This window comes from Xanthomonas hawaiiensis (assembly GCF_031834635.1).
Lineage (GTDB): Bacteria > Pseudomonadota > Gammaproteobacteria > Xanthomonadales > Xanthomonadaceae > Xanthomonas_A > Xanthomonas_A sacchari.
Genome location: NZ_CP115873.1, coordinates 1,096,959 through 1,120,306 on the forward strand (window position 1 = coordinate 1,096,959; position 23,348 = coordinate 1,120,306).

Sequence of the window (23,348 nt, forward strand, 5' to 3'; positions counted from 1 at the left end):
CGCAGGGCTTACCACCAGCCCCAGCGCGGGCCCCACGGACCCCACGGGCCGCCCCAGGGGCCGTACGGGTAGGCGGGCACCACTTCGACCTGGCGCACCACCGGCCACAGGTACACCACGTCCGCGTCCATCTTCGGCAGGCGGTAGTCGTAATCGCCGATGCGGGTGTTGTCGTAGCCGGACACGTGGCCGATGAAGGTCACTTCGCGGCCGGGCTCGAACACCGCCGGGTCGTAGAAGCCGGCGCGGCAGGCGATGAAGCGGCCGTCGCTGGCGTCGGCGGCATCGCTGTCCGGGCGGCCGCTGGCGTTGAGCGGGCGCGACAGCATCTGGAAGCAGGTCTGGCCCTGGCCAGGCGTGGTCTTGATGATCTTGCCGCCCCAGCGTACCGGCGCGCCGGCCTGCTGGCCGGCGACCGAGTCGCGCGGGCTGACGGGCGCGAACTGGCCCTGCAGCGGCTTGGGGGCGGTGGCGCAGGCGCCGAGCGCCAACGCAGCGATCACGGGGAACAGCAGGCGAATCTTCATCGGGATGCTCCAGTGGGCGGACGGTGCCTGCGCAGGTCGCGCAACAATGAAGCGCTGTCCGAATCAGCGCCAGCGTAGCGCGCATCGGCGAAACGCCGGCTGAGCGGAATCAGGCTCGCATCGCCGGTTTCCCGCTGCACGCGCGCCGCCCAGGCCAGGGCCGGTTCGTGCGGGTCGCGGCCCTGGCCGCGCCGGGCGTAGCGTCGGCCCAGCGCCCGCCACGCCCGCAGCAGCGGATCGCGTTCGCGCTCGCCGCGCGCCAGCCACCAGGCCATCGCACCCAGCAACAACGCGGCGAATCCGGCGAACAGCGCCACCAGTTGGCCGGGTTCCAGGCGGGCGATGCCGAACTGGCTGAGCAGGCGTTGCTGGCGGTTGGCGTCGAACGACAGCACCAGGTCGTTCCAGCCGCGCCGCGCCCAGTCGGCGAGGTCGCGCCAGCGCCAGTCGCCGCCGCCGCCCTGCGCGCCGGCGCCGCCATCGAGCCGGTCCTCAAGGGTGTCGTAGATGCGTTCCGGCGCCACCGCCGCGGTCGGGTCCACCCGCACCCAGCCGCGTTGCGGCAGCCACACCTCGGCCCAGGCGTGCGCGTCCATGCGTCGCACCACCCAGTAGTCGCCGAACGGATTGCGGGTGCCGCCGGCATAGCCGGTGACCACGCGCGCGGGAATGCCGGCGCCGCGCATCAGCACCACGAACGCCGAACTGAAGTGCTGGCAGAACCCCGCCTTCTGCTGGAACAGGAACTCGTCCACGCCGTCGCGGCCGGGTGGCGGCGTCTCCAGGGTGTAGGCGAAGTCGCGACGGATCCATTGCAGGGCGCGGGCGACGATCGCCGCATCGTCGGCACCGGCCTGCTGCCGCCACTGCCGGGCCAGCGCCAGGGTGCGCGGGTTGTAGCCCGGCGGCAGCGCCAGCGCGCGCTGCCGTTGCGCCGGCGCGAGATCGGGCTCGACCCGCTGCGGCAGCGCCGAACGCAGCCGCCAGCGGGTCAGCGCGCTGAGCGGGCGCTCGGTCTGCAGCACGGCGTCGGCCGTCAGCCGCGTGCCGGCCGGCGCCTGCCGTGGCAGATCCAGGGCGACCAATTGCCGGCGGTCGGTCGGTTCCACCTCGAGCTGGTAGTCCCAGCCGCCGGATGCGAGCTGGATCGGCGGTGCCGGCGCGAAGGCATTGTCGCGCGGCGCACGCCAGGTTTGGCCATCGAAATCCCACAGCACCGGGCCGCGCCAGTAGCGCTGCGCCGGCGCCGGCACCGGGCCGAAGAACTGCACGCGCAACGCGGGGGTGTCGTCGGCCAGCAGGTCCAGCCACTGCCCCGGGCTCATCGTGTCCGACAGGCCGGGCCGGCCCAGCGCACGTTCCGGCACGCCCCACAGCGGCGAGCCCAGGCGCGGGAACAGCCAGAACGCGGCCAGCGCCAGCGGCAGGCCCAGCGCGAGCAGGCGGCCGACGCCGCGCAGTTGTCCACGCAACGGGCGACGCGTGCTGTGGCCTTCCTGGTCGGCCAGGCGCTGCATGCACAGCAGCGCCGCGATCACCGCGGCCAGCCCCAGCACCATCGTCACCGGCCCCTGGTCCAGCAGGAACGCGGCGAACGGGGCGAACAGGGCGAAGCCGAGCAGGCTGCGCGCATCGCGCAGGCTCTTCAGTTCCGAGGGCTTGATCGCCAGCATCGCCGCCAGCAACGCGCAGCCGGTATCGCGACCGAAGCGCAGACCGACCTGCCAGTACAGCGCCGCGAGCATGACCGCGACCAGGGCCAGGCGCAGCAGCGCCGGCAGCGGCCGCCACGCCGAACTGGCGCCGATCAGCAGCGCCGACAGCGCAATCAGCCAGGCCAGGGTGCCGGGCAACTGCAGCAGCAGCGGCAGCAAGGCCAGCAGCGCCGCGCCCAGCGCCCAGGCGCGGCTGGCGGCATGCAGCGTCGGCGAGCGCGGCTCAGCCATGCGGTAACAGCGCCAGCGCGCGCAGGCACAGGTGTCGGTGCTGCGGGCCGCGGCCCGGGCCCAGCGCCGGCTGCCCCGGCAACAGCAAACGGTAGCGGCGACCGTCGCGTTCGGCTTCCTCGACCCAGCGCGCCAGCCGCGCGATGCGGCGTTCGTGCGGCAAGGCCGGCAGCGTGCGCCAGTCCAGCACCACGTCCACCCCGATCGGGCGTTCGTACTCGCGCACCAGCAGGGTGTCGCGGCGCGCCGAGTGCTTCCAGGCGATCGCCCGCGGTGCATCGCCGGCCCGATACGGGCGCAGTTGGTGCAATTCCTCGCCCAGCGCGTGCAGGCGGGTCTGGGTCGGGGTGCCGGCACCGGCCGGCAGCGGCGGGCCGTCGGCCTCCGGTTGCGGGTAGACCAGCAACGGAGCGTCCGGCCAGAACCAGGCCCAGGCGCGCAGCAAGCCCAGCGGCTGGGTGGTGGAGACCTGGATGCGCTGCAGATCGAGCCAGCCGCGGCGCTCGGTCGGCACCTCCAGGTCGGCGGCGTTGTGGTCGTCGCCGAGCAGGTCCAGATACGTGTGGGCGGCGCCGTGGCGCACGCGCAGGCCGCGCCGGCGGCGGCCGTCGGCGGTGGCCAGCGCCAGCCGCAGGCGCAGCGGTTGCCCGGCCGCGACCGGCTCGGCCGACAGCGCCTCCAGGCGCAACCCGGACAACTGCAGGTGGGCGACGATGGCGCTGGCCATCGCCGCCGCGCCGAGCAGCATCGCCAGCAGCAGTGCGGGGTTGTTGTTGTAGTTCAGCGCGCCGAGCAGCATCGCCGCCAGCAGCAGCGCCAGAAAGCCGCCGAACGGCGTCGGCAGGATGTAGATGCGGCGCCGGTCCAGATGCACCGGCAGGGCTTCCGGCGCGCGCGGTGCGGCCAACTGCGCCAGTCGCTGCCGCCAGTCGCGCCGCCCGCCCGGCATCGGCGTCAGTCCACCGCGACGCTGTGCAGGATCGCCTTGGCCAGCGCCTGCCCGGACGCCGATTCCTGTTCGGCCACCAGGCGGTGTTCGGCGACGGCCACGAACAGCGCCTGCACGTCCTCGGGCAGCACATGGCCGCGGCCGAGCAGCAGCGCATGCGCCTTGGCCGCGCGCAGCAGGGCGATGCCGGCGCGCGGCGACAGGCCGACGCGCACGCCCGGATGCTGGCGGCTGCGCGCCAGCAGCGCCTGCACGTAGCCGACCAGTGCTTCGCTGGCATGGATCTGCTCCACGCCCTGGCGCAGGGTGGCCATGTCGGCCTCGCCGAGCAGCGGCTGCGCCTGCGCGATGAGGTCGCGTCGGTCGCTGCCGCTGAGCAGCGCGCGTTCGGCCTCGGCGTTGGGATAGCCCAGCGCCAGGCGCAGCAGGAAGCGGTCCAGTTGCGAGTCGGGCAGCGGGAACGTGCCCGACAGGTCCACCGGGTTCTGCGTGGCGATCACGAAGAACGGCGATGGCAGCGGGTGGGTGGTGCCGTCGAGGGTGACCTGCTGTTCGGCCATCGCTTCCAGCAGCGCGCTCTGCGTGCGTGGCGGCGCGCGATTGATCTCGTCGGCGAGCAGCACGTGGGTGAACACCGGGCCGGGGTGGAACTGGAATTGGCGCGACTGCGCGTCGTACACCGACACGCCGAGCACATCGGCCGGCAACAGGTCGGAAGTGAACTGCACGCGCTGGAAGCCCAGCCCCAGGCTCGCGGCCAGCGCATGCGCCAGGGTGGTCTTGCCCAGGCCGGGCAGGTCCTCGATCAGCAGATGTCCACCGGACAGCAGGGCGACAAACGCCATGCGCACCTGTTGCGGCTTGCCCAGGACCAGCGCGTTGACCTGCTGCTGGGCGCGCGTGAGCGCCTCGCGCAACGTATCGGTTAGCATTTCCGGCAAGCGGAGCGGAGTAGGCATCGCAGTCTCGCAACGGTTTCAGGGAGTGTACGGGCAATGCAAGGGGAACAACGTGCACGCAGCGTCTTCATCGTGCTGTGGACGCTCGTCACCGCCGCCAAACTGCTGGTCGCCGCGCGCCTGCCGTTGTTCGTGGACGAGGCATTCTATTGGCAGGAAGGCCAGCATCTGGCGCTGGCCTACTCGGACCTGCCCGGGCTGACCGCGTGGCTGGCGCGGCTGGGCGTGGCGCTCGGCGGCGACCACCTGCTGGCGCTGCGCGCGCCGTTCCTGCTGCTGGGCGCGGCCGTGCCGTGGCTCATCGCACGCATCGCCACGCGCTGGTTCGGCGCCGTGGCGGGCTGGCGCGCCGGCAGCCTGGCCTTGCTGATGCCGCTGTCCGGCACGCTGGGCATCCTGGCGCTGCCGGACGTGCCGATGGCGCTGGCGACGATCCTGTGCATCGACGCCACCGCGCGGCTGCTGCGCCAGACCGAGGCGCTGAGTGCGGTGGAGCTGGCGCTGGGGCTGGTCATCGGCGCGCTGAGCCATTACCGCTTCGTCGGCGTGATCGGCGTCGGCGCGATCGCGCTGCTGCTGATCCCGCAGGGCCGGCGCATGCTGCGCGATCCGCAGGTATGGGTCGCGCTGGCGCTGGGCATGGTGGCCTGGCTGCCGCTGCTGGCCTGGAACGCGGACAACGGCGAAGCCGGTCTCAAGTTCCAACTGGTCGATCGCCACCCCTGGAGTTTCCAGCCCGCCGGCATCGCCTTCCTGCTGATCCAGTTGCTGCTGGTCACGCCGCTGCTGGCGGTGGCGATGACCAAGGTCGCGCTGATGGCCACGCGCGGCGGCAGCAGCGGCACGCGCGTGCAGTGGCGGTATTTCGGCCTGCTCGGCGGGGTGTCCACGCTGGGCATCTTCCTGCTCGGGTTCTTCACCGACGCCGAGCGGGTCAGCTTCCACTGGCCGCTGCCGGGCTATCTGGCGCTGCTGATCGCCACGCCGGTGATCCTCAACGGCTGGAGCAAGCCGCTGCGCCGCGCCACCTGGCTGCTGGCCGGGCTGGGCCTGGTCGGTGCGTTCGGCTACTACCTGGCGGTGTCGGTGCCGGCGGTGCGCGAGCACACCGCCGGCGACAAGTACTACCCGCGCAACTTCGCCGGCTGGCGGCCGCTGGCCGGCGCGGTGCGGCGCGAACTGGCGGGCATGCCGCCCGGCACCCAGGTGCTGGCGGACAACTTCAAGGTCGGTGCCGAACTCGGCTTCGAACTGCGCGATCCGAACATCCAGGTGTTGCCGCATCCGTTGAACGACAAGCACGGACGCAGCGCGCAACTGCAGCAGTGGGGACTGCTCAGCGACGGCCACCGCGACGGTCCGCGGCTGCTGGTGCTTTCGCCCAGCGACATGAAGTACCGGCTGCTGCTGCAGCGCTACCACGCGGTCTGCGACCTGGTCGGTCCGCTGCCGCCGCCGCGGGTGGTGTCCAGCGACCACGGCAGCCAGCGCTTCCTGCTGTTCGCGCTGCCGGCGCAGCGCGACGCCGGTCCTTGCACCACGCCGGCGATGGCCTGGTTCAACACCCCGGACGTGGACGCCAGCGTCGGGCGCCGCTTCGACGTGTCCGGCTGGGCGTTCAAGGACGGGGTGGGGATCGACCGGATCGAGGTGCTGCTCGACGGCAAGGTCGCGGCGCAGGCGCACTACGGCGACGTCTACGACGTCACCAGGTTCTGGAAGATCTCCACCGATCCCAACCATCCGCACATCGGCTTCCGCGCCACCGTCGATGCCAGCGGCCTGGCACCGGGCACGCACTGGCTCGGCCTGCGCCTGCATGGCCGCGACGGCAGCGTCGAGGACTGGTGGGAACAACCGATCGTGCTGCGCCCGCACTGAGCTAGGATGGCGCGCCTTTCCGCCGCCGCGCAGGACCGCACGCCGCCCATGTCCAGTTTCCCCTCCGGTCGCCCCGCGGCCGCGCCGCGGATCGCGGTGCTGGTGCCGTGCCACAACGAAGCGGCCACCATCGGCCGGGTAGTGGCCGATTTCGCCGCGCATCTGCCGGGCGCGCAGGTCCACGTGTTCGACAACAACTCCAGCGACGCCACCATCGCCCGGGCACGTGCGGCCGGCGCGGTGGTGCGCGAGGTCACGCTGCAGGGCAAGGGCAACGTGGTGCGGCGGTTGTTCGCCGACATCGAGGCCGACGTCTACCTGCTGGTCGACGGCGATGCGACCTACGATGCGGCGATGGCGCCGGCGCTGGTCGAGCGCCTGCTGCGCGACGGGCTGGACATGGTGGTGGGCGCGCGCCGCAGCGACGCGGCGGCGGCCTATCGCGCCGGCCATCGCACCGGCAACGTGCTGCTGACCCGCTGTGTGGGCTTCCTGTTCGGTCGCAGTTTCGACGACATGCTGTCCGGCTACCGGGTGTTCTCGCGGCGCTACGTGAAGTCGTTCCCCGCGCATGCCGCCGGCTTCGAGACCGAGACCGAACTGGCGGTGCACGCGCTGCAACTGCGCATGCCGGTGGCGGAGGTGGACACCGCCTACGGCGCGCGTCCGGAAGGATCGCAGAGCAAGCTGCGCACCTGGCACGACGGCACCCGCATCCTGTTGACCATCCTGCGCCTGTTCAAGGCCGAGCGACCGTTGCTGTTCTTCTCGCTGGGTTTCGGCGCCTGCGTGCTGCTGGCGCTGGGGCTGGCGGTGCCGTTGTTGCAGACCTACCTGCAGACCGGCCTGGTGCCGCGTTTCCCCACCGCGATCCTGTGCTCGGCGCTGGTGTTGCTGGGCGTGCTGCTGCTGGCCTGCGGGCTGATCCTGGATACGGTCACGCGCGGCCGCATCGAGGCCAAGCGCCTGGCCTACCTGGCGATCCCGGCCTGGCCGGTGGACGCGGAGCGGAGCGACGGCGCATGAGTGCGTCCGTTGCTGCTGCGGCCGTGCCGCGCCCGACCCGCCGCCAGCGCCTGCTGGCCGCACTGGATCGCCGCTTCGCCTTCCACAGCCGCGGCAACGTGATCGCGGCGGGCGTGGCGGTCGCGCTGCTGGGCGGACTGCTGTCGCTGTGGCTGGGCCAGGACGCCAACTGGGACCTGCGCAACTACCACCTGTACAACGGCTACGCCGCACTGCACGGCCGCCTCGGCATCGACCTGGCGCCGGCGCAGATGCAGAGCTACTTCAATCCGCTGCTGGACGTGCTGCATTACGCGCTGTTCGTCGGCCTGCCTGCGCCGCTGGCCGGGTTCGCGATGGGGGTACTGCACGCACTGGCGTTCCTGCTGCTGGCCGGCATCGTCTGGCAGGTGCTGGACCCGCGGCTGGACCGCGCGCGGCTGGTGCCGTGGCTGGCGCTGGCGGGGCTGTGCAGCGCCGCGTTCCTGTCCGAGTTCGCCGGCACCATGGGCGACAACACCAGCGCGCTGCCGGTGCTGGGCGCGCTGCTCGCCGCGCTGCATGCGCAACGCCGCCAGCAGGCCGCCGGGCACGGCGTGGCGCTGGGCTGGTGGGCGCTGGCCGGCGCCCTGCTCGGGCTGGCGATGGCCTGCAAGTTGACCAACGCCCTGTTCGCGCTGGCCCTGGGCGTGGCCGCGCTGGTCGCCGGCGGACGCCCGCGGCAGCGGATCGGCGGCGCCGCGGTGCTGACCGCGGTGACGCTGCTCAGCTTCGCGCTGCTGGCCGGGCCGTGGCTGCTGCGAGTCTGGCAGACCTTCGGCAATCCGCTGTTCCCGCAGTTCAACAGCCACTTCCTGGCGCCGCTGGCGCAGCCGGTGGCGGTCAGCGACACGCGCTGGTTGCCGAAGACGCTGTGGGAATGGCTGACCTGGCCGCTGCAGTTCTCGCTGGCGCCGAACCGGGTCAGCGAGGTGCGCCTGCGGCAACTGGTATGGCCGCTGCTGTATCTGCTGGGCCTGGCGGCGCTGTTGCGCTGGATGCTGCGGCGTCCGCGCGCCGGCGCGTCGGCGGAGGTGGTCGCGCCGGCCTGGCGTGCGGTGCTGGTGTTCGTGGTGGTGGCCTTCCTCGCCTGGCAGGCGGCCTTCAGCATCCAGCGCTATCTGGTGGTGCCGGAGCTGCTGGCGCCGCTGCTGCTGTGGGTGGGGCTGCGGCGGTTGTTGCCGGCGCGCATCGCTGCGCCGGCGGCGCGTTGGACCCTGATCGCCTGTGCGGCCTTTGCGCTGTACGGCTGGGGCGAGTGGGGCCACGAGCGCTGGGCGCGCGAGGCCTTCCGGGTGCAGGCGCCGCCGATGCCGCAGCCGGAGCGCAGCCTGGTGCTGCTGGTCGGCGATGCGCCGGAGTCCTGGCGCATCCCGTTCCTGCCCGAACAGGCGGCGTACGCGTCGGTCGCCTCCAATTTCCCGGAAACGCCGGCCTACGCCGCGCGGGTGCGCGAGATGCTGGCGGCGCGCGGGCAGGGCTACGCGATGTTGCCGGCGGAAGTGGATCGCAATGTCGAGCGCCTGCAGCGGCTCAATGCCGTGGCCGCGCGCCTGGGCCTGGATCGCGGCCCGGACTGTGCGCTGATGCGGCGGCTGGCGCATCGCCCGGTGCGCGCGGGCGTGGAGCTGGACGCCGGCCGCTGCCGCTGGGTGCTGCTGCCGGAGCGCGCCGTGGATGTCGCCGCCGCGGATCGCCAGACCCAGGCGCTGGCCGCGCAGCAACTGGCGCGCTACGGTCTGGCGCTGCAGCCGGGGTCCTGCCAGCTCTATGCGTCCTGGGTCGGGCAGGCACGTTTCCCGTACCAGTGGTGCCGGTTGCAGTGAGCTAGGGCAGGGTGTAGCCGGCCTCGCGCAGCAGTTCGGACAGCGCGATCAAGGGCAGGCCGATCAGCGCGGTCGGATCCTGGGTCTGGATCGCGCGGAACAGGCTGATGCCCAGGCCTTCGCACTTGAAGCTGCCGGCGCAGTCCAGCGGCTGTTCGGCGGCGACGTAGCGGGCGATGGCGTCGGCTTGCAGATCGCGGAACCGGACCTCGGTGAGGTCGCAGGCGTGCAGCGTGCGCGCACCGCGTTGCAGGCAGACCGCGGTGTGGAAACGCACGCTGCGCCCGGACATGGCCGCCAGTTGCGCGTGTGCCGCGGCCACCTCGCCGGGCTTGCCCAGCGGTTGGCCGTCCAGTTCGGCGACCTGGTCCGAGCCGATCACCCAGGCTTCCCCGGCGGTGGCCGCGACCGCCGCCGCCTTGGCCGCGGCCAGCCGCTGCGCCAACGCCAGCGGCGCTTCGCCGGGCAGCGGGGTCTCGTCGACCTGCGGGCGCGCGCAGTCGAAGGGCAGGCGCAGCCGCTGCAGCAGTTCGCGGCGGTAGGCGGAGGTGGAAGCCAGGATCAGCGGGGGCATCGGCGGAAGGGCGGGCGGCGGCAGGCCGGGGCCGGCAGTCTGCGGCGGCTGGCGCGGACCGGCAAGGCGGTTCGGGGCCGGGCTGGCAGCGGCCCAGGGGGCGGTTTGACAGCGGCCCCGGCAGTCCTTAACATTCTGCGGCTTATGTCCGCGAACGTGCCCGAACTGTTGGATGCCTGGCGGATGGTCGCAGCGCGCAGGGTCTTCGAAGACCGCCTGCCGCTCTCGGCGATGACCCGTCTGCAAGGCAGCCTGGCCGACACCGAAGGCGAATGCCGCTACACGCTGGAATTCGGCCGCGACGCTGTACTGCAAGTGTCCTATGTCGAACTGAAGATCGAAACCGAGCTGCCGCTGATCTGTCAGCGCAGCCTGCAGCGCTTCCTGCTGCCGGTGTCGAGCGTGCAGCGGCTGGGGCTGATCCGCAGCGAGGAAGAAGAAGCCGCGCTGCCGCCGGATCACGAGGCCTTGCTGGTGCCGGACGACGGCATGCTGCGGCCGGCCGATCTGGTCGAGGACGAACTGGTGCTGGCGGTGCCGCTGGTGCCGGTGGCGCCCGGAAGCGAGGCGGTCGATCGCGACTGGCCGGCGACCGAGGAAGAAACGAGCAAGGTCAACCCGTTCGCGGCGTTGGCGGCGCTGAAGAAACAGTAGCGGTCGGTCCGCCTGCCGCTGCCTGAGGTTGTTGCCGGACGCGCGCGTCCTGCGCGACGTAATGACGACAGATGTAAACGAACCGAGTTTGGAGCAATCCCATGGCTGTGCAGAAATCCCGTGTCACCCCGTCCCGCCGCGGCCAGCGCCGTTCGCATGACGCCCTCAGCGCCAAGCAGCTGTCGACCGATCCGACCAGCGGCGAGATCCACCTGCGCCACCACGTCACCGCCGACGGTTACTACCGTGGCAAGAAGGTGATCGCCACCAAGACCGCGCAGGTCGAAGAAGATTGATCCGTGCCCGTCCACCGCGCTGCGGCGGACGGAGTCACCCATCTTCACAGGCCGCGCCGCACCGGGGCGGCCTGCGTAACAGGCAACAGGAACCAGCATGAGCAAGCGGATCTATTCCAGGATCGCGGGCACCGGCAGCTATTTGCCTGAAAAAGTGTTGACCAACGACGATCTGTCGCAGATGGTCGACACCAGCGACGAATGGATCCGCAGCCGTACCGGCATCCGCGAGCGGCACATCGCCGCCCCCGGCCAGACCGCCGGCGATCTCGGCTACGAGGCCGCGCTGAAGGCGATCGAAGCCGCCGGCATCGATGCCGCCGAACTCGACATGATCGTGGTCGGCACCACCACGCCGGACCTGATCTTCCCGTCCACCGCCTGCCTGATCCAGGCCCGCCTCGGCGTGGTCGGCTGCCCGGCGCTGGACGTCAACGCCGCCTGCTCCGGCTTCGTCTACGCGCTCAGCGTGGCCGACAAGTTCATCCGCAGCGGCGACGCCAAGACCGTGCTGGTGATCGGCACCGAAACCCTCAGCCGCATCGTCGACTGGACCGAGCGCACCACCTGCGTGCTGTTCGGCGACGGCGCCGGCGCGGTGGTCCTGCGTGCCGACGAAGACACCGGCATCCTCAGCACCCACTTGCATGCCGATGGCAGCAAGAAGGAGTTGCTGTGGAATCCGGTCGGCATCGCCACCGGCCTGGGCGACGGCACCGGCGACCCGGCCGCCGGCGGCATCCAGATGAAGGGCAGCGAGGTGTTCAAGTACGCGGTCAAGGCGCTGGACGCCGTGGTCGACGAGACCCTCGAGGCCAACGGCCTGGACAAGCACGACCTGGACTGGCTGATCCCGCACCAGGCCAATCTGCGCATCATCGAGGCCACCGCCAAGCGCCTGGACCTGCCGATGGAGCAGGTGGTGGTGACGGTGGACATCCACGGCAACACCTCGTCCGCCTCGGTGCCGATGGCGCTGGACGTGGCAGTGCGTTCGGGCCGCGTGCAGCGCGGCCAGTTGCTGCTGCTGGAAGCCTTCGGCGGCGGTTTCACCTGGGGCTCGGCGCTGCTGCGCTACTGAGCCTGTCCCGTGCCCGGCGCCATCGGCGCCGCGGTACGCAGCGGCAATGCCGGATGCTGTGCGTCGTCTCAACGACACACGGCGATGTGCTGGCCGAACCCATCTTCGATCGACGCCAGCGCGTTCGGCACGCGCCATCTCGATGTGCATTGAGGCGGCGCCCGGGCGCACGGCTGCGTTTGCACGCGCTGTATCGGCGACTTGCGGAAGTCCCTGTGGAGCGACGTTAGCCGCGACGGGCTTTCCAGGGAACGCCCGTCGCGGCTAAAGCCGCTCCTGCGGGGGCAATACTCCATCGCGTCGTGCTGCCGTCGGCATCCGCTGCTGCTGCCGTGCCAACGCGCCGAGTCGCAACGCTTTCCGCCTGCATGCGCCTCGCCCGCCACACGTGCTGTGCGCTTGACGCCCGGCATGGCGGAGCGGGGCGCTGCCGGTGCCGCGCGATGGGCCGGCCGCCACGTCACATACGCCCGGGTACAGACGCCCGGCCGGTTTCGCCCGTATCATCGCCGCTCGATTTTCGCAGGGCCAACCGCGTGACCGATTCCACACTCGCCTTCGTCTTCCCCGGCCAGGGTTCGCAATCGCTGGGCATGCTGGCCGAACTGGCCGAATTGCATCCGCAGCTGCGCGACAGCTTCGCCGAAGCCTCCGATGGCGCCGGCGTGGACCTGTGGGCGCTGAGCCAGGGCGGCCCGGAAGAGATGCTCAACCGCACCGAGTACACCCAGCCGGCGCTGCTGGCCGCGAGCGTGGCGCTGTGGCGGCTGTGGCTGGCCGAGGGCGGGGCGCGTCCGGCGCAGCTGGCCGGGCACAGCCTGGGCGAATACAGCGCGCTGGTCGCCGCCGGCGCGCTGTCGCTGCACGACGGCGCGCACCTGGTACGGCTGCGCGGGCAACTGATGCAGGACGCCGCGCCGGCCGGCGTGGGCGCGATGGCCGCCGTGCTCGGCGCCGAGGACGCGCTGGTCGAAGAGGTCTGCACGCAGGCCGCCGGCAGCCAGGTGGTGGTGCCGGCCAACTACAACTCGCCGGGGCAGGTGGTGATCGGCGGCGATGCCGCGGCGGTCGACCGTGCGCTGGCGCTGCTGGCCGAGCGCGGCGTGCGCAAGGCGGTGAAGCTGGCGGTCAGCGTGCCTTCGCACACCCCGCTGATGCGCGAGGCAGCCAATCGCCTGGCCGAGGCGATGCGCGGGCTGGCCTGGCAGGCGCCGCAGTTGCCGGTGGTGCAGAACGCCGACGCGCAGGTGCACGAGGGCGTCGAGGCGATCCGCCAGGCGCTGGTCGAGCAGTTGTACCTGCCGGTGCGCTGGACCGGCTGCGTGCAGGCGCTGGCCGCCGGCGGCGCCACCCGTCTGGCCGAGTGCGGCCCGGGCAAGGTGCTGACCGGGCTGGTCAAGCGCATCGACAAGTCGCTCGACGGCCGTGCCCTGGGCACGCCTGCCGAGTTCGCCGGCGCGCGCGAGGCCTGGGTCTCCTGATCGCCGGCCGCCGCGCGGTGCGTCTCGCGTCCGCGCCGGTCTCCTTCCTTTCCCCCGGCGCCATGCGCCGTCCGTCTCCAAGGAAACCCAGATGAGCAAGCCATTGCAGGGCGAGATCGCGCTGGTCACCGGCGCCAGCCGCGGGATCGGCGCGGCCATCGCCGACACGCTGGCCGCGCAGGGCGCCACCGTCATCGGCACCGCCACCTCCGACGCCGGCGCGCAGGCGATCGGCGCGCGCCTGGCGGCCCACGGCGGCCACGGCCGCGCGCTGGACGTCACCGATGCCGCCGCGGTCGACGCGCTGATCGAGGCGATCGCCAAGGAATTCGGTCCGGTTTCGATCCTGGTCAACAACGCCGGCATCACCCGCGACAACCTGCTGATGCGGATGAAGGACGACGACTGGCAGGCGATCATCGACACCAACCTGACCAGCGTGTTCCGCACCTCCAAGGCGGTGCTGCGCGGCATGATGAAGGCGCGCAAGGGCCGCATCGTCAACATCGCCTCGGTGGTCGGCGTGACCGGCAATCCGGGCCAGGCCAACTACGCCGCGGCCAAGGCCGGCATCATCGCCTTCTCCAAGTCGATGGCCAAGGAAATCGGTTCGCGCGGCATCACCGTCAACGTGGTCGCGCCGGGCTTCATCGATACCGACATGACCAAGGCGCTGCCGGAAGCGCAACGCACCGCGCTGCTGGAGCAGATCGCGCTCGGCCAGCTCGGCCAGCCGTCCGACATCGCCAACGCGGTGGCATTCCTGGCCGGACCCGGCGCCGGCTACATCACCGGCGAAACCCTGCACGTGAACGGCGGGATGTACATGCCGTGAGCCTGCGGCGCAACGGACGCGCCTAAGTGGCTGATCGGCCGGCATTTGTGCAGCGCTGCAAGGGCCAGTCGGTTTCCACTACACTATCCAACGCGGCCATCGCAGCCCGATGGCGTTTTGTGAGTCCCTCACAGGAGCACCGCACATCCGTGTGCGGGGATCCTAAAACTCGAACCACCACTACTCCATCTGGAGCGATATCCCAATGAGCACCATCGAAGAACGCGTCAAGAAAATCGTCGTCGAACAGCTCGGCGTCAAGGAAGAAGAAGTCACCAACAACGCATCGTTCGTCGATGACCTGGGTGCCGACTCGCTGGACACCGTCGAGCTGGTGATGGCCCTGGAAGAAGAGTTCGAGTGCGAGATCCCGGACGAAGAAGCCGAGAAGATCACCTCGGTGCAGCAGGCCATCGACTACGTCAAGGCGCACGTCAAGAGCTGAGGCGGCGTTCGCGATCGCCATCGGCGCCTGCGTGGGCCCGATGCGCGTGACAATCCCATGGGGCCGCGCATGCGGCCCTGTGTTTTTACAGCGTCAAGGCCGCGCGTATCGCGGTGAGGAGATTTCGCAATGAGCCGTCGTGTCGTCGTAACCGGCATGGGCCTGGTGTCGCCGTTGGGCAATGACCTGGCCAGCAGTTGGGAAGGGATCGTCAACGGACGCTCCGGCATCGGCCCGATCACCCAGATCGATGCGTCTCAGTTCACCACCAAGATCGCCGGCGAGATCAAGGATTTCGATCCGACCAAGTTCATCTCGTCCAAGGACGCACGCAAGATGGACTCGTTCATCCATTACGGCGTCGGCGCCTCGTTCATGGCGCTGGACGATTCCGGCCTGGAGATCACCGAGGCCAATGCCGAGCGCATCGGCGCGATCCTCGGCTCCGGCATCGGCGGGCTGCTCGGCATCGAGGAGCAGACCATCAAATTCCACGAGGGCGGCGCGCGCAAGATCTCGCCGTTCTACGTGCCCAGCACCATCATCAACATGCTGCCGGGCCAGGTGAGCCTGATCAAAGGGCTGAAGGGGCCGACCTTCTCCGCGGTCTCGGCCTGCGCCACCTCCAACCATTCCATCGGCACCGCGATGCGCATGATCCAGCACGGCGACGCCGACGTGATGCTGGCCGGCGGCGCCGAGCGCGGCTCCTCGCCGACTTCGGTGGGCGGCTTCTGCTCGATGAAGGCGATGTCCACCCGCAACGACGATCCCGCCGCCGCCTCGCGGCCGTGGGACAAGGAGCGCGACGGCTTCGTGCTCGGCGACGGTGCCGGTGTGCTGGTGCTGGAAGAGTACGAACACGCCAAGGCGCGCGGTGCGCGCATCTATGCCGAGCTGGTCGGTTTCGGCGCCAGCTCCGACGCCTTCCACATGACCGCCCCGAGCGAGGACGGCGAAGGCGCCGCGCGCAGCATGGTGGCGGCGATGAAGGACGCCAAGCTCAACCCGGACCAGATCGACTACCTCAACGCGCACGGCACCTCCACGCCGCTGGGCGACCTGGCCGAGACCCTGGCAATGAAGCGCGCGCTCGGCGATCACGCCTACAAGACCATGGTCAGCTCCACCAAGTCGATGACCGGCCACCTGCTCGGCGCCGCCGGCGGTGCCGAAGCGATCTTCTCGGTGATGGCGATCCACGCCGGCATCATCCCGCCGACCATCAACCTGCATGAGCCGGGCGAAGGCTGCGACCTGGACTACGTGCCGAACGTGGCGCGCGAGAAGAAGATCGACGTGGCGATGTCCAATGGGTTCGGCTTCGGCGGGACCAACGGGACGTTGGTGTTCAAGCGGGTCTGAGGGCCGGGATTGGGGAATCGGGAATCGGGAATCGTCACAGCCGGCGCCTCACTCCCGTCGCGCGTCCATCCATCGAGCGGCGCGCGTGAGGTCCGCGCGCGTTGCTGCGGGATCGCTTGGAGCTTGTCTGGCGACGCCTCCCGTTTCCTGACGTTTCTTTCATTCTTCCAGCGGAGCCTCGATGCTGCGTACCGTTTCCTTGCCGGCCGAGGTCGATCTGCTGGCGCTGCATCGCCTGGCGCCTGAGCGGTATCCGGTGCTGCTGGAATCGGCGGCGTCGGGTACGGCGCAGGGGCGTTGGGATCTACTGCTGGTCGCCGACGGGCAGGGCCTGCGGCTGGATCGCGACGGGGTCACTCGCGCGTTGGATGGCGCGGCTGTCGCCGGCGATTTCCTCGATGCGCTGGACGCGCGCTGGCAGGCCGAGCGCTGCGAACGCGACGAGCCGCGCTGGCCGTTCCGCGGCGGCTGGGCGCTGCTGCTGGACTACGAACTCGCTGCGCAGGTGGAGCCGGTGCTGCAACTGCCGCCCTCCACCGCAGCGACGCCCGCCGCGCTGGCCTTGCGCTGCCCCGCCGCGCTGTTGCGCGACCACGTCACTGGCGACTGCGTGGCGCTGGCCGAGCCCGCGCATGCGGCGCTGCTGGAGGCCGTGCTCGCCGATCTGCAGGCGCTGCCTGCGGCGGCGCCTGCGCCGGCCTGGCAGGCGCCGCTGGCGATCGAGGAAGACCCGCCGCAGCGCTTCGTCGACGGCGTGCGCCGCATCCTCGACTACCTGCGTGCCGGCGACGTGTTCCAGGTCAACCTGTCGCGGCGCTGGTCGGCGCGCTTCGCCGCGCCGCTTGCCCCGGCGGCACTGTACGCGCAACTGCGCCGCGCCAATCCGGCGCCGTTCGCCGGCCTGTTCGTCGGCCACGGCCGCGCCGTGGTCAGTTCCTCGCCGGAACGGCTGGTGTCGGTGCGCGGCGACGTGGTCGAGACCCGGCCGATCGCCGGCACCCGCGCACGCGCGCCGGGCGACGACGAGGCCGCGCGCATTCGCGAACTGGTCGGGCATCCCAAGGAGCGCGCCGAGCACGTGATGCTGATCGACCTGGAGCGCAACGACCTGGGGCGGATCTGCGCGCCGGGCAGCGTCGAGGTCGACGAACTGATGACCGTGGAGAGCTACGCCCACGTGCACCACATCGTCAGCAACGTGCGCGGCCGGCTGCGTGCGGGGACTACCCCGGGCGAGACGATCCGCGCCACCTTCCCGGGCGGCACCATCACCGGCTGCCCCAAGGTGCGCTGCATGCAGATCATCGCCGAGCTGGAGCAGACCCCGCGCGGCGCCTACACCGGCGCGTTCGGCTGGCTCAACCGCGACGGCGACATGGACCTGAACATCCTCATCCGCACCGCCGAGGTGGACGGCGCGCAGGTGCAGTTCCGCACCGGCGCCGGCATCGTGTTCGATTCCGACCCGGAGCGCGAACTCGACGAGACCCGGGCCAAGGCACGCGGCCTGCTGCGCGCGCTGGAGCCGTGAGCCGGGCGGCGCGATACCGGGCAGCACCGGCTGCGCGGTATCCTGCACGCCATTGAATTCGCTCCGAGGTGGTCGTGGCTTGGGCTAAACGCGGGTGTCTGACCCTGCTGGGGACATTGCTGGTGCTGGCGCTGCTGGTGGCCGCGGCCGGCGACTGGTGGTGGCACAGCTATCGCGCCTTCGCCGAGCAACCGCTGCAGGCGAGCCAGCCCAGCGTGGAAGTGGCGCGCGGCGCCTCGCTCAACGGCGTGCTGCGCAAGCTGCGCGCGGCCGGCGTGACCCAGGGCAGCGACCTGCAGTGGCAGGTGCTGGCGCGCGAGCTGGGCGTGGCCGGCAAGCTCAAGTTCGGCGAGTACGCGCTGCAGCCGGCGCTGAGCCCGCGCGAGCTGCTGCTGCGCATGCGCAAGGGCCAGGTGATCCAGTACCGCTTCACCATCGTCGAAGGCTGGAACGTGCGCCAGCTGCGCAGCGCCTTGAAAGCGGCCACGCCGCTGGTGCACACCACCACCGACCTCAGCGACAGCGAACTGATGGCCAAGCTCGGCCAGCCCGGCCAGCATCCGGAAGGCCGCTTCCTGCCCGAGACCTACCTCTACCAGCGCGGCGACACCGATCTGCAGCTGCTGCGCCGCGCGTATGCGGCGATGGACAAGGCCCTGGCCGAGGCCTGGGACGCGCGCGCCAAGGATCTGCCGCTGCAGTCGCCGGAGCAGGCGCTGATCCTGGCCTCGATCGTGGAGAAGGAGACCGGCCTGGCCGCCGAGCGCCCGCAGATCGCCGGCGTGTTCGTGCGCCGCCTGCAACTGGGCATGAAACTGCAGACCGACCCGAGCGTGATCTACGGCATCGGCAGCGCTTACGACGGCAACATCCGCAAGCGCGACCTGGAGACCGACACGCCGTACAACACCTACACCCGCACCGGCCTGACCCCGACCCCGATCGCCATGCCCGGCCGCGAGGCGCTGCGTGCCGCCACCAACCCGGCGCCGGGCGACAGCCTGTATTTCGTGGCCATCGGCGACGGCAGCGGCGCGCATGCGTTCTCCTCCAGCTATGCCGAGCACAACGCGGCGGTGGCGCGCTACCTGCAGCGCCTGCGCCAGGCGCGCAACGGCGCGGCGGTGACGCCATGAGCGAGGCCGTGCTGCGTCACCATCGCTTCGTCAGCCTGGAAGGCGGCGAGGGCGCCGGCAAGACCACCGCGATCAACGCGATCCGTGAGTCGCTGCAGGGGCAGGGCCACGAGGTGGTGCTGACTCGCGAGCCGGGCGGCACGCCGCTGGCCGAACGCATCCGCGGGCTGCTGCTGGACAAGACGCCCGGCGAAGTCGCCGAGCCGCTGGCCGCCGAGACCGAACTGCTGCTGGTGTTCGCCGCGCGCGCGCAGCACGTGCGCGAGGTAATCCGCCCGGCGCTGCAGCGCGGCGCCTACGTGGTCAGCGACCGCTTCACCGATTCCAGCTACGCCTACCAGGGCGAGGGCCGCGGCCTGGACCGCGCCTGGATCGCCGACCTGGAACGGCGTGCGGTCGGCCTGCAGCCGGGGCTGACCCTGCTGCTGGATCTGGACGTGCAGATCGGCCGCGCCCGCACTAGCGGCCGCGACCTGTGGCCGGACCGCATCGAGAGCGAGCAGGACGATTTCTTCCAGCGCGTGCGTGCCGGCTTCCGCCAGCGCGCTGCGCAGGATCCGCAGCGCTTCCGCGTCATCGACGCCAGCCAGCCGCCGCAGGCGGTGGCGCAGGCGGTCTCCGCCGCGCTGGCGGCGTGGATGCAGCAGCAACAGGAGCCGACGCCATGAGCGATCTGCCGTTTTCGCCGTGGCAGCAGCGCGCCTACGACCAGACCGTGGCCGCGCTCGATGCCGGCCGCCTCGGCCATGGCCTGCTGATCTGCGGGCCGGAAGGCCTGGGCAAGCGCGCGGTGGCGCTGAAGCTGGCCGCGCACGTGCTGGGCCAAGGCGAACCGGCCGCGGCCCTGCGCAGCGCGCAGTTGATCGCCGCCGGCACCCATCCGGACCTGCACCTAATTTCGTTCATCCCCAACCGCACCGGCGACAAGCTGCGCACCGAGATCGTCATCGAACAGGTGCGCGAGATCTCGCAGAAGCTGGCGCTGACCCCGCAGTACGGCGTGGCCCAGGTGGTGGTGGTGGACCCGGCCGACGCGATCAACCGCGCCGCCTGCAACGCCTTGCTGAAGACGTTGGAAGAACCGCAGCCCGGCCGCTACCTGTGGCTGATCAGCGCGCAGCCGGCGCGGTTGCCGGCGACCATCCGCAGCCGTTGCCAGCGCCTGGAGTTCAAGTTGCCGCCGGCCGACGAAGCGATCGCCTGGTTGCTGGCGCAGGACTTTCCCGAGAAGACCGCGCGCGAAGCGCTGGACGCCGCGCGCGGCCATCCCGGCCTGGCCGCGCAGTGGCTGCGCGAGGACGGATTGAAGCTGCGCCGGCAGGTGGCCGCCGACCTGGAGCAGGTCGCGGCCGGCAAGCTCGGCACGCTGGACGCCGCGCAGCGCTGGAGCAGCGATGGGTTCGCCGAGCAGCGCCTGGGCCATGCCGCCGACCTGGCGCTTGCCCAGGCGTCGCAAGCCGGCTTGACCGACCCGGCACGATTGCACAAGCTGGCCGCGTGGTTCGACGCCGCCAATCGCACCCGCGATCTGCTGCGGACCACCGTGCGCGCCGACCTGGCGATCGCGGAACTGTTGCTGGCCTGGCGCGATGGCGATCGCCCGGCCCGGAGAGGGGCACAACGATGAGCGCGATGAGCGGACGGCAGGGCATCCTGTCGCTGGCGGTGAAGGACAAGGCGGCGCTGTACAACGCCTACATGCCGTTCGTGAAGAACGGCGGCATCTTCGTGCCCACCCCCAAGCGCTACTTCCTCGGCGACGAAGTGTTCCTGCTGCTGACCCTGCCCGATTCCAGCGAGCGCCTGCCGGTGGCCGGCAAGGTGATCTGGGTGACCCCGGTCGGAGCCCAGGGCAACCGCGCCGCCGGCATCGGCGTGCAACTGCCGGACAACAGCGAAGGCGAGACCATCCGCACCAAGATCGAGACCCAGCTGGCCGGCATCCTCAACGCCGACAAGCCCACCCAGACCATGTAGCGGCCGCGCGGCGACGCCATGCCGCGATCCTCGAAAGGACCCATTGACGCCGCGCGCCACACCCCTATAATGTGCGGCTCGCGACACGGGCGGTTAGCTCAGCGGTAGAGCATTGCCTTCACACGGCAAGGGTCGCAGGTTCGAACCCTGCACCGCCCACCACACAAGATGATGACCTACGGCCACCTTGCGGTGGCCTTTGTATTTGTGTTCTGCCTTCCTTCAAAGCATCGGGCAAATGTTGCAGGACAGCACTCGCCGCAATAGCAGATCTGCTGCCTATGTGCGAAGCCTGCCAAGTCATCCGATCGGATGGGGTGCACAGGGAAGGAGGTCTCGGCCGCTGTGATTACTCCTTAGCGTTGTCTGTGGGAGTGATAGGCGGAGCCTTTTTGGCAGCCGCAGCAGAAGTGATTGCCTTCATGCGCTGTTCCCGATCATGGCGAGCGATGTACCACTCGGTGAGCAAAGTCTCGACAAGCTTAATCAGCATTTCGGCTTCACCAGAGTCAACGTCAACGATGACATTGATATCCTTTTCCATGTGTGCGCCGATGTTCCCAATCTCGCGGACGGCGTTGATGGCCGCCCACGTCACAGCGTCTGTCTTGTCTTCGACCTGCTGAATCTCATGCCATAGCGTGCCAGACTTTACCTTCCAAAAATCACGTAAAATCCCTTGCAAACAACGGCGCGAAAGTGTCGCCGAAGCCTTTGGGCTAAGATCCACAATCAGGCACGCTTCTCGATAGTCGTTGCGGATCGCTTCAGGGATATAGTCTGGGAATGGCTTGGCAGCACCTTCTGGATAGAGACGCCAGGAGCGCAGCAATTTTCCAAATTTCCGCTCACGTATACCAGGGTGGGAGTACGCCCATTGGTTGAAGCGAAGATCGAATGTTGGCTGCCGGCAGGACGAATTTGGGCAAACGTGGAAACGGACCTGGCAGCCAATATTTCCGAGCGCATTATCTATCTCAAGATAATTATTAATGATTTCAAATCGATCACTGGTGATGGTGACGTAGTGATTGCAGTGCGGGCACTGCCAATTGAATCCAGACATAATGTTTTCTTCCTTTCCTGTGGTGCGCTTGGCATAGCGCACAGTCTGCCATGGAAAAGGCGTCGCTAAAATCCCTTGCTGAGTTACCTTGGCTTGGTTCGTTACGTACCGCAAGCTGCGGTGTCCCGTTGGTTGCTAACCCGTTATGGCTGCACGGGGTGGCTCGTGTATTGTCGGCCTTGGTATGTATCGGCGGTGGTTTCTGAAGAATTTCCGCTGACTGTTGACGACGAATTTAGAAGCAGTCAGTAGCAAGTGCGGCGTTAGAGGGCTGCACGTAGTGATGCCGCAATTGCGCATCAGCGGTAAACCATGCTCGACCTTGTAAACAATGCGATGTTCGTCCTTGATTTTTCGCGATCAATAGCCGGCCAGGATATGGCGTAGCGTTTCGGGTTTGTCGATGCCCTGGAAGGAATCGCGTTGAACGGCCTTGATCAGGTCGTTGATATGCCGAGCATCTTTCTGTCGGCCTGTTGCCAGTAGAGGTGCTCCTCACAGGCATTGTCCGGGAACTTCAGCGTCACTCACTCTGTTTCCGCGCCTTGTCGCAACCGGATTCGAGTTGGGCGATGGATTCCAGCAGGCGCTGCGCATTCTTCGGGCTTCGTAGCAGAGAGGCTGTTTCCTCCATCGCCTTGTAGTTCTCCAGTGACAGCATGACCACTGCTTGCTCGCTGTACCTGATGATCACTGGCTCGTGCTTGTTGATCACGCGATCCATGATGTCTGCCAGAGAGGCGTGTGCAATGCTGTAGGTGATGGTGTCCATGATTGGGCTCCGAGTTTTCAGAGTTTGTGCGCTTCAGACTGAAATGTGTCAACCAACGCTTCCTAGTCAACGATCAGGCGCTGGGGTAGGGCACAGTGCGACCTGCAGCAAAGAGGCATGTGCAGCTCACGATCCGCTCACATGGGCGCTCGATACTGCAGCCATGCCCGAAGGCCCCTCGATCGTCATCCTCAAGGAAGAAGCCGCCGCGTTCGCCGGGCGCAAGGTGTTGCGGGTGTCCGGCAACAGCAAGCTGGACCTGGAGCGGATGCGCAACCGCAAGATTCTCTCGCTGCGCAGTTGGGGCAAGCATTTCCTGATCGAGTTCGATGCGTTCAGTGTGCGCATCCACTTCCTGCTGTTCGGCAGCTACCGGATCAATGCGCGCAAGGATGCGTCGGCGCGCTTGAGCCTGGGCTTCGCCAAGGGCGAGGAGCTGAACTTCTACGCATGTTCGATCAAGTTCATCGACGGTCCGCTGGATGCGGCCTACGACTGGACCGCGGACGTGATGAATCCCGACTGGGATGCGGCGCAGGCGCGGCGCAAGTTGCGGCTGCGGCCGCATACGCTCGCCGCCGATGCCTTGCTGGACCAGGACGTGTTCGCCGGGGTTGGCAACATCATCAAGAACGAGGTGCTGCACCGCATCCGCGTGCATCCCGAGAGCGAGATCGGTGCGTTGTCGCCGCGGAAGCTGGGCGAACTGGTGACGCAGGCGCGTGAGTACAGCTTCGATTTCTATCGTTGGAAGAAAGCCTACGAACTGAAGAAGCACTACCAGGTGCACACCAAGACGGTGTGTCCGCGCGATGGCCATCTGCTCACCTATCGCAAGCAACTCGGCAAGGCGCAGCGGCGCGCGTTCTTCTGCGAGCATTGCCAGCGCCTGTATAAGCTGGAGGGCGTGGAGGCGTCGGGTTAGACCTGCACCGGCAGTTGGGAGCTTTCAGCCACGACCGAGGGTGCATTCGTAGGAGCGGCTTCAGCCGCGATGGGCGTT

The 23,348-nt window shown here is 69.4% G+C and carries 24 protein-coding genes and 1 tRNA gene; 17 read left to right on the forward strand and 8 right to left on the reverse strand.

Features of this window, described 5'->3' with window-relative positions; genetic code table 11:
• Positions 1-8: 8 nt before the first annotated feature.
• The 4 genes from PG878_RS04895 to PG878_RS04910 are packed head-to-tail and all read right to left on the reverse strand — an operon-like array spanning position 9 to position 4,381.
• The gene (locus tag PG878_RS04895; RefSeq protein ID WP_150410546.1) at positions 9-527 is read right to left on the reverse strand and encodes a Slp family lipoprotein; all 519 of its coding nucleotides are present in this window, start codon (positions 525-527) and stop codon (positions 9-11) included.
• Positions 524-2,473, reverse strand: coding sequence for a transglutaminase TgpA family protein (locus PG878_RS04900; RefSeq protein ID WP_209032008.1), 1,950 nt, complete (start codon positions 2,471-2,473; stop codon positions 524-526). Before PG878_RS04900 ends, PG878_RS04895 begins: the two co-directional genes overlap by 4 nt.
• On the reverse strand, positions 2,466-3,422 hold the full coding sequence (locus PG878_RS04905; protein WP_209032009.1) for a DUF58 domain-containing protein: 957 nt from the start codon (positions 3,420-3,422) through the stop codon (positions 2,466-2,468). Before PG878_RS04905 ends, PG878_RS04900 begins: the two co-directional genes overlap by 8 nt.
• A 5-nt stretch (positions 3,423-3,427) precedes the next feature.
• Positions 3,428-4,381, reverse strand: coding sequence for an AAA family ATPase (locus tag PG878_RS04910; RefSeq protein WP_152243124.1), 954 nt, complete (start codon positions 4,379-4,381; stop codon positions 3,428-3,430).
• 36 nt (positions 4,382-4,417) lie between these two features.
• Here PG878_RS04910 and PG878_RS04915 point away from each other — a divergent pair, with 36 nt between their 5' ends.
• From PG878_RS04915 to PG878_RS04925, 3 genes are read left to right on the forward strand one after another with little or no spacing between them, the layout of a single operon-like run.
• Entirely contained in the window at positions 4,418-6,262 is a 1,845-nt protein-coding gene (locus tag PG878_RS04915) for an ArnT family glycosyltransferase (protein WP_209032010.1), read from the forward strand.
• Between the two features lie 48 nt (positions 6,263-6,310).
• The gene (locus PG878_RS04920; protein WP_209032011.1) at positions 6,311-7,288 is read left to right on the forward strand and encodes a glycosyltransferase family 2 protein; all 978 of its coding nucleotides are present in this window, start codon (positions 6,311-6,313) and stop codon (positions 7,286-7,288) included.
• Entirely contained in the window at positions 7,285-9,132 is a 1,848-nt protein-coding gene (locus PG878_RS04925; RefSeq protein WP_209032012.1) for a glycosyltransferase 87 family protein, read from the forward strand. The genes PG878_RS04920 and PG878_RS04925 overlap by 4 nt, the downstream gene beginning before the upstream one ends.
• A gap of 1 nt (position 9,133) precedes the next feature.
• Here PG878_RS04925 and PG878_RS04930 read toward each other — a convergent pair whose 3' ends face one another.
• Positions 9,134-9,706 (reverse strand): Maf family protein, encoded by a 573-nt coding sequence (locus PG878_RS04930; protein WP_010342481.1) that lies wholly within the window; start codon positions 9,704-9,706, stop codon positions 9,134-9,136.
• A gap of 144 nt (positions 9,707-9,850) precedes the next feature.
• Here PG878_RS04930 and PG878_RS04935 point away from each other — a divergent pair, with 144 nt between their 5' ends.
• From PG878_RS04935 to PG878_RS04995, 13 genes are all read left to right on the forward strand, one after another.
• Positions 9,851-10,360, forward strand: a complete 510-nt coding sequence (locus tag PG878_RS04935; protein ID WP_209032013.1) for a YceD family protein — start codon at positions 9,851-9,853, stop codon at positions 10,358-10,360.
• A gap of 101 nt (positions 10,361-10,461) precedes the next feature.
• Entirely contained in the window at positions 10,462-10,656 is a 195-nt protein-coding gene (gene rpmF / locus PG878_RS04940) for a 50S ribosomal protein L32 (RefSeq protein WP_010342479.1), read from the forward strand.
• 97 nt (positions 10,657-10,753) lie between these two features.
• The gene (locus PG878_RS04945; protein ID WP_017917506.1) at positions 10,754-11,737 is read left to right on the forward strand and encodes a beta-ketoacyl-ACP synthase III; all 984 of its coding nucleotides are present in this window, start codon (positions 10,754-10,756) and stop codon (positions 11,735-11,737) included.
• Positions 11,738-12,273: 536 nt separating this feature from the next.
• On the forward strand, positions 12,274-13,218 hold the full coding sequence (gene fabD, locus PG878_RS04950; protein ID WP_209032014.1) for an ACP S-malonyltransferase: 945 nt from the start codon (positions 12,274-12,276) through the stop codon (positions 13,216-13,218).
• 91 nt (positions 13,219-13,309) lie between these two features.
• Entirely contained in the window at positions 13,310-14,053 is a 744-nt protein-coding gene (gene fabG, locus PG878_RS04955) for a 3-oxoacyl-ACP reductase FabG (protein WP_209032015.1), read from the forward strand.
• 205 nt (positions 14,054-14,258) lie between these two features.
• A complete protein-coding gene (gene acpP, locus PG878_RS04960; RefSeq protein WP_010342475.1) occupies positions 14,259-14,498 on the forward strand; it encodes an acyl carrier protein in 240 nt (79 codons plus the stop codon).
• 129 nt (positions 14,499-14,627) lie between these two features.
• A complete protein-coding gene (gene fabF / locus PG878_RS04965) occupies positions 14,628-15,863 on the forward strand; it encodes a beta-ketoacyl-ACP synthase II (protein WP_048490158.1) in 1,236 nt (411 codons plus the stop codon).
• Between the two features lie 181 nt (positions 15,864-16,044).
• Positions 16,045-17,394 (forward strand): aminodeoxychorismate synthase component I, encoded by a 1,350-nt coding sequence (locus PG878_RS04970; protein WP_209032016.1) that lies wholly within the window; start codon positions 16,045-16,047, stop codon positions 17,392-17,394.
• Between the two features lie 68 nt (positions 17,395-17,462).
• Entirely contained in the window at positions 17,463-18,530 is a 1,068-nt protein-coding gene (gene mltG, locus PG878_RS04975; RefSeq protein ID WP_425611762.1) for an endolytic transglycosylase MltG, read from the forward strand.
• Positions 18,527-19,198 carry a dTMP kinase gene (gene tmk, locus PG878_RS04980; RefSeq protein WP_209032018.1) on the forward strand — a complete coding sequence of 224 codons (672 nt, stop codon included), beginning with the start codon at positions 18,527-18,529 and terminating at the stop codon, positions 19,196-19,198. The genes mltG and tmk overlap by 4 nt, the downstream gene beginning before the upstream one ends.
• Positions 19,195-20,157, forward strand: coding sequence for a DNA polymerase III subunit delta' (locus tag PG878_RS04985; RefSeq protein ID WP_209032019.1), 963 nt, complete (start codon positions 19,195-19,197; stop codon positions 20,155-20,157). Before tmk ends, PG878_RS04985 begins: the two co-directional genes overlap by 4 nt.
• Positions 20,154-20,507, forward strand: coding sequence for a PilZ domain-containing protein (locus PG878_RS04990; protein WP_010342469.1), 354 nt, complete (start codon positions 20,154-20,156; stop codon positions 20,505-20,507). Before PG878_RS04985 ends, PG878_RS04990 begins: the two co-directional genes overlap by 4 nt.
• 87 nt (positions 20,508-20,594) lie before the next feature.
• A tRNA-Val gene (locus PG878_RS04995) sits at positions 20,595-20,669 on the forward strand.
• Positions 20,670-20,856: 187 nt separating this feature from the next.
• Here the strand turns inward: PG878_RS04995 and PG878_RS05000 are convergent.
• The 3 genes from PG878_RS05000 to PG878_RS05010 form a co-directional block, all read right to left on the reverse strand.
• Complete coding sequence (locus tag PG878_RS05000) at positions 20,857-21,573, reverse strand: DUF4145 domain-containing protein (protein WP_209032020.1); 717 nt, start codon at positions 21,571-21,573, stop codon at positions 20,857-20,859.
• 360 nt (positions 21,574-21,933) lie between these two features.
• Positions 21,934-22,056, reverse strand: coding sequence for a type II toxin-antitoxin system YoeB family toxin (locus PG878_RS20815; protein WP_425611774.1), 123 nt, complete (start codon positions 22,054-22,056; stop codon positions 21,934-21,936).
• 40 nt (positions 22,057-22,096) lie between these two features.
• Positions 22,097-22,345, reverse strand: a complete 249-nt coding sequence (locus PG878_RS05010; RefSeq protein WP_209032021.1) for a type II toxin-antitoxin system Phd/YefM family antitoxin — start codon at positions 22,343-22,345, stop codon at positions 22,097-22,099.
• 163 nt (positions 22,346-22,508) lie between these two features.
• Between PG878_RS05010 and PG878_RS05015 the strand changes: the two genes are divergently transcribed.
• Positions 22,509-23,270 (forward strand): DNA-formamidopyrimidine glycosylase family protein, encoded by a 762-nt coding sequence (locus tag PG878_RS05015; protein WP_209032022.1) that lies wholly within the window; start codon positions 22,509-22,511, stop codon positions 23,268-23,270.
• Positions 23,271-23,348: the final 78 nt, after the last annotated feature.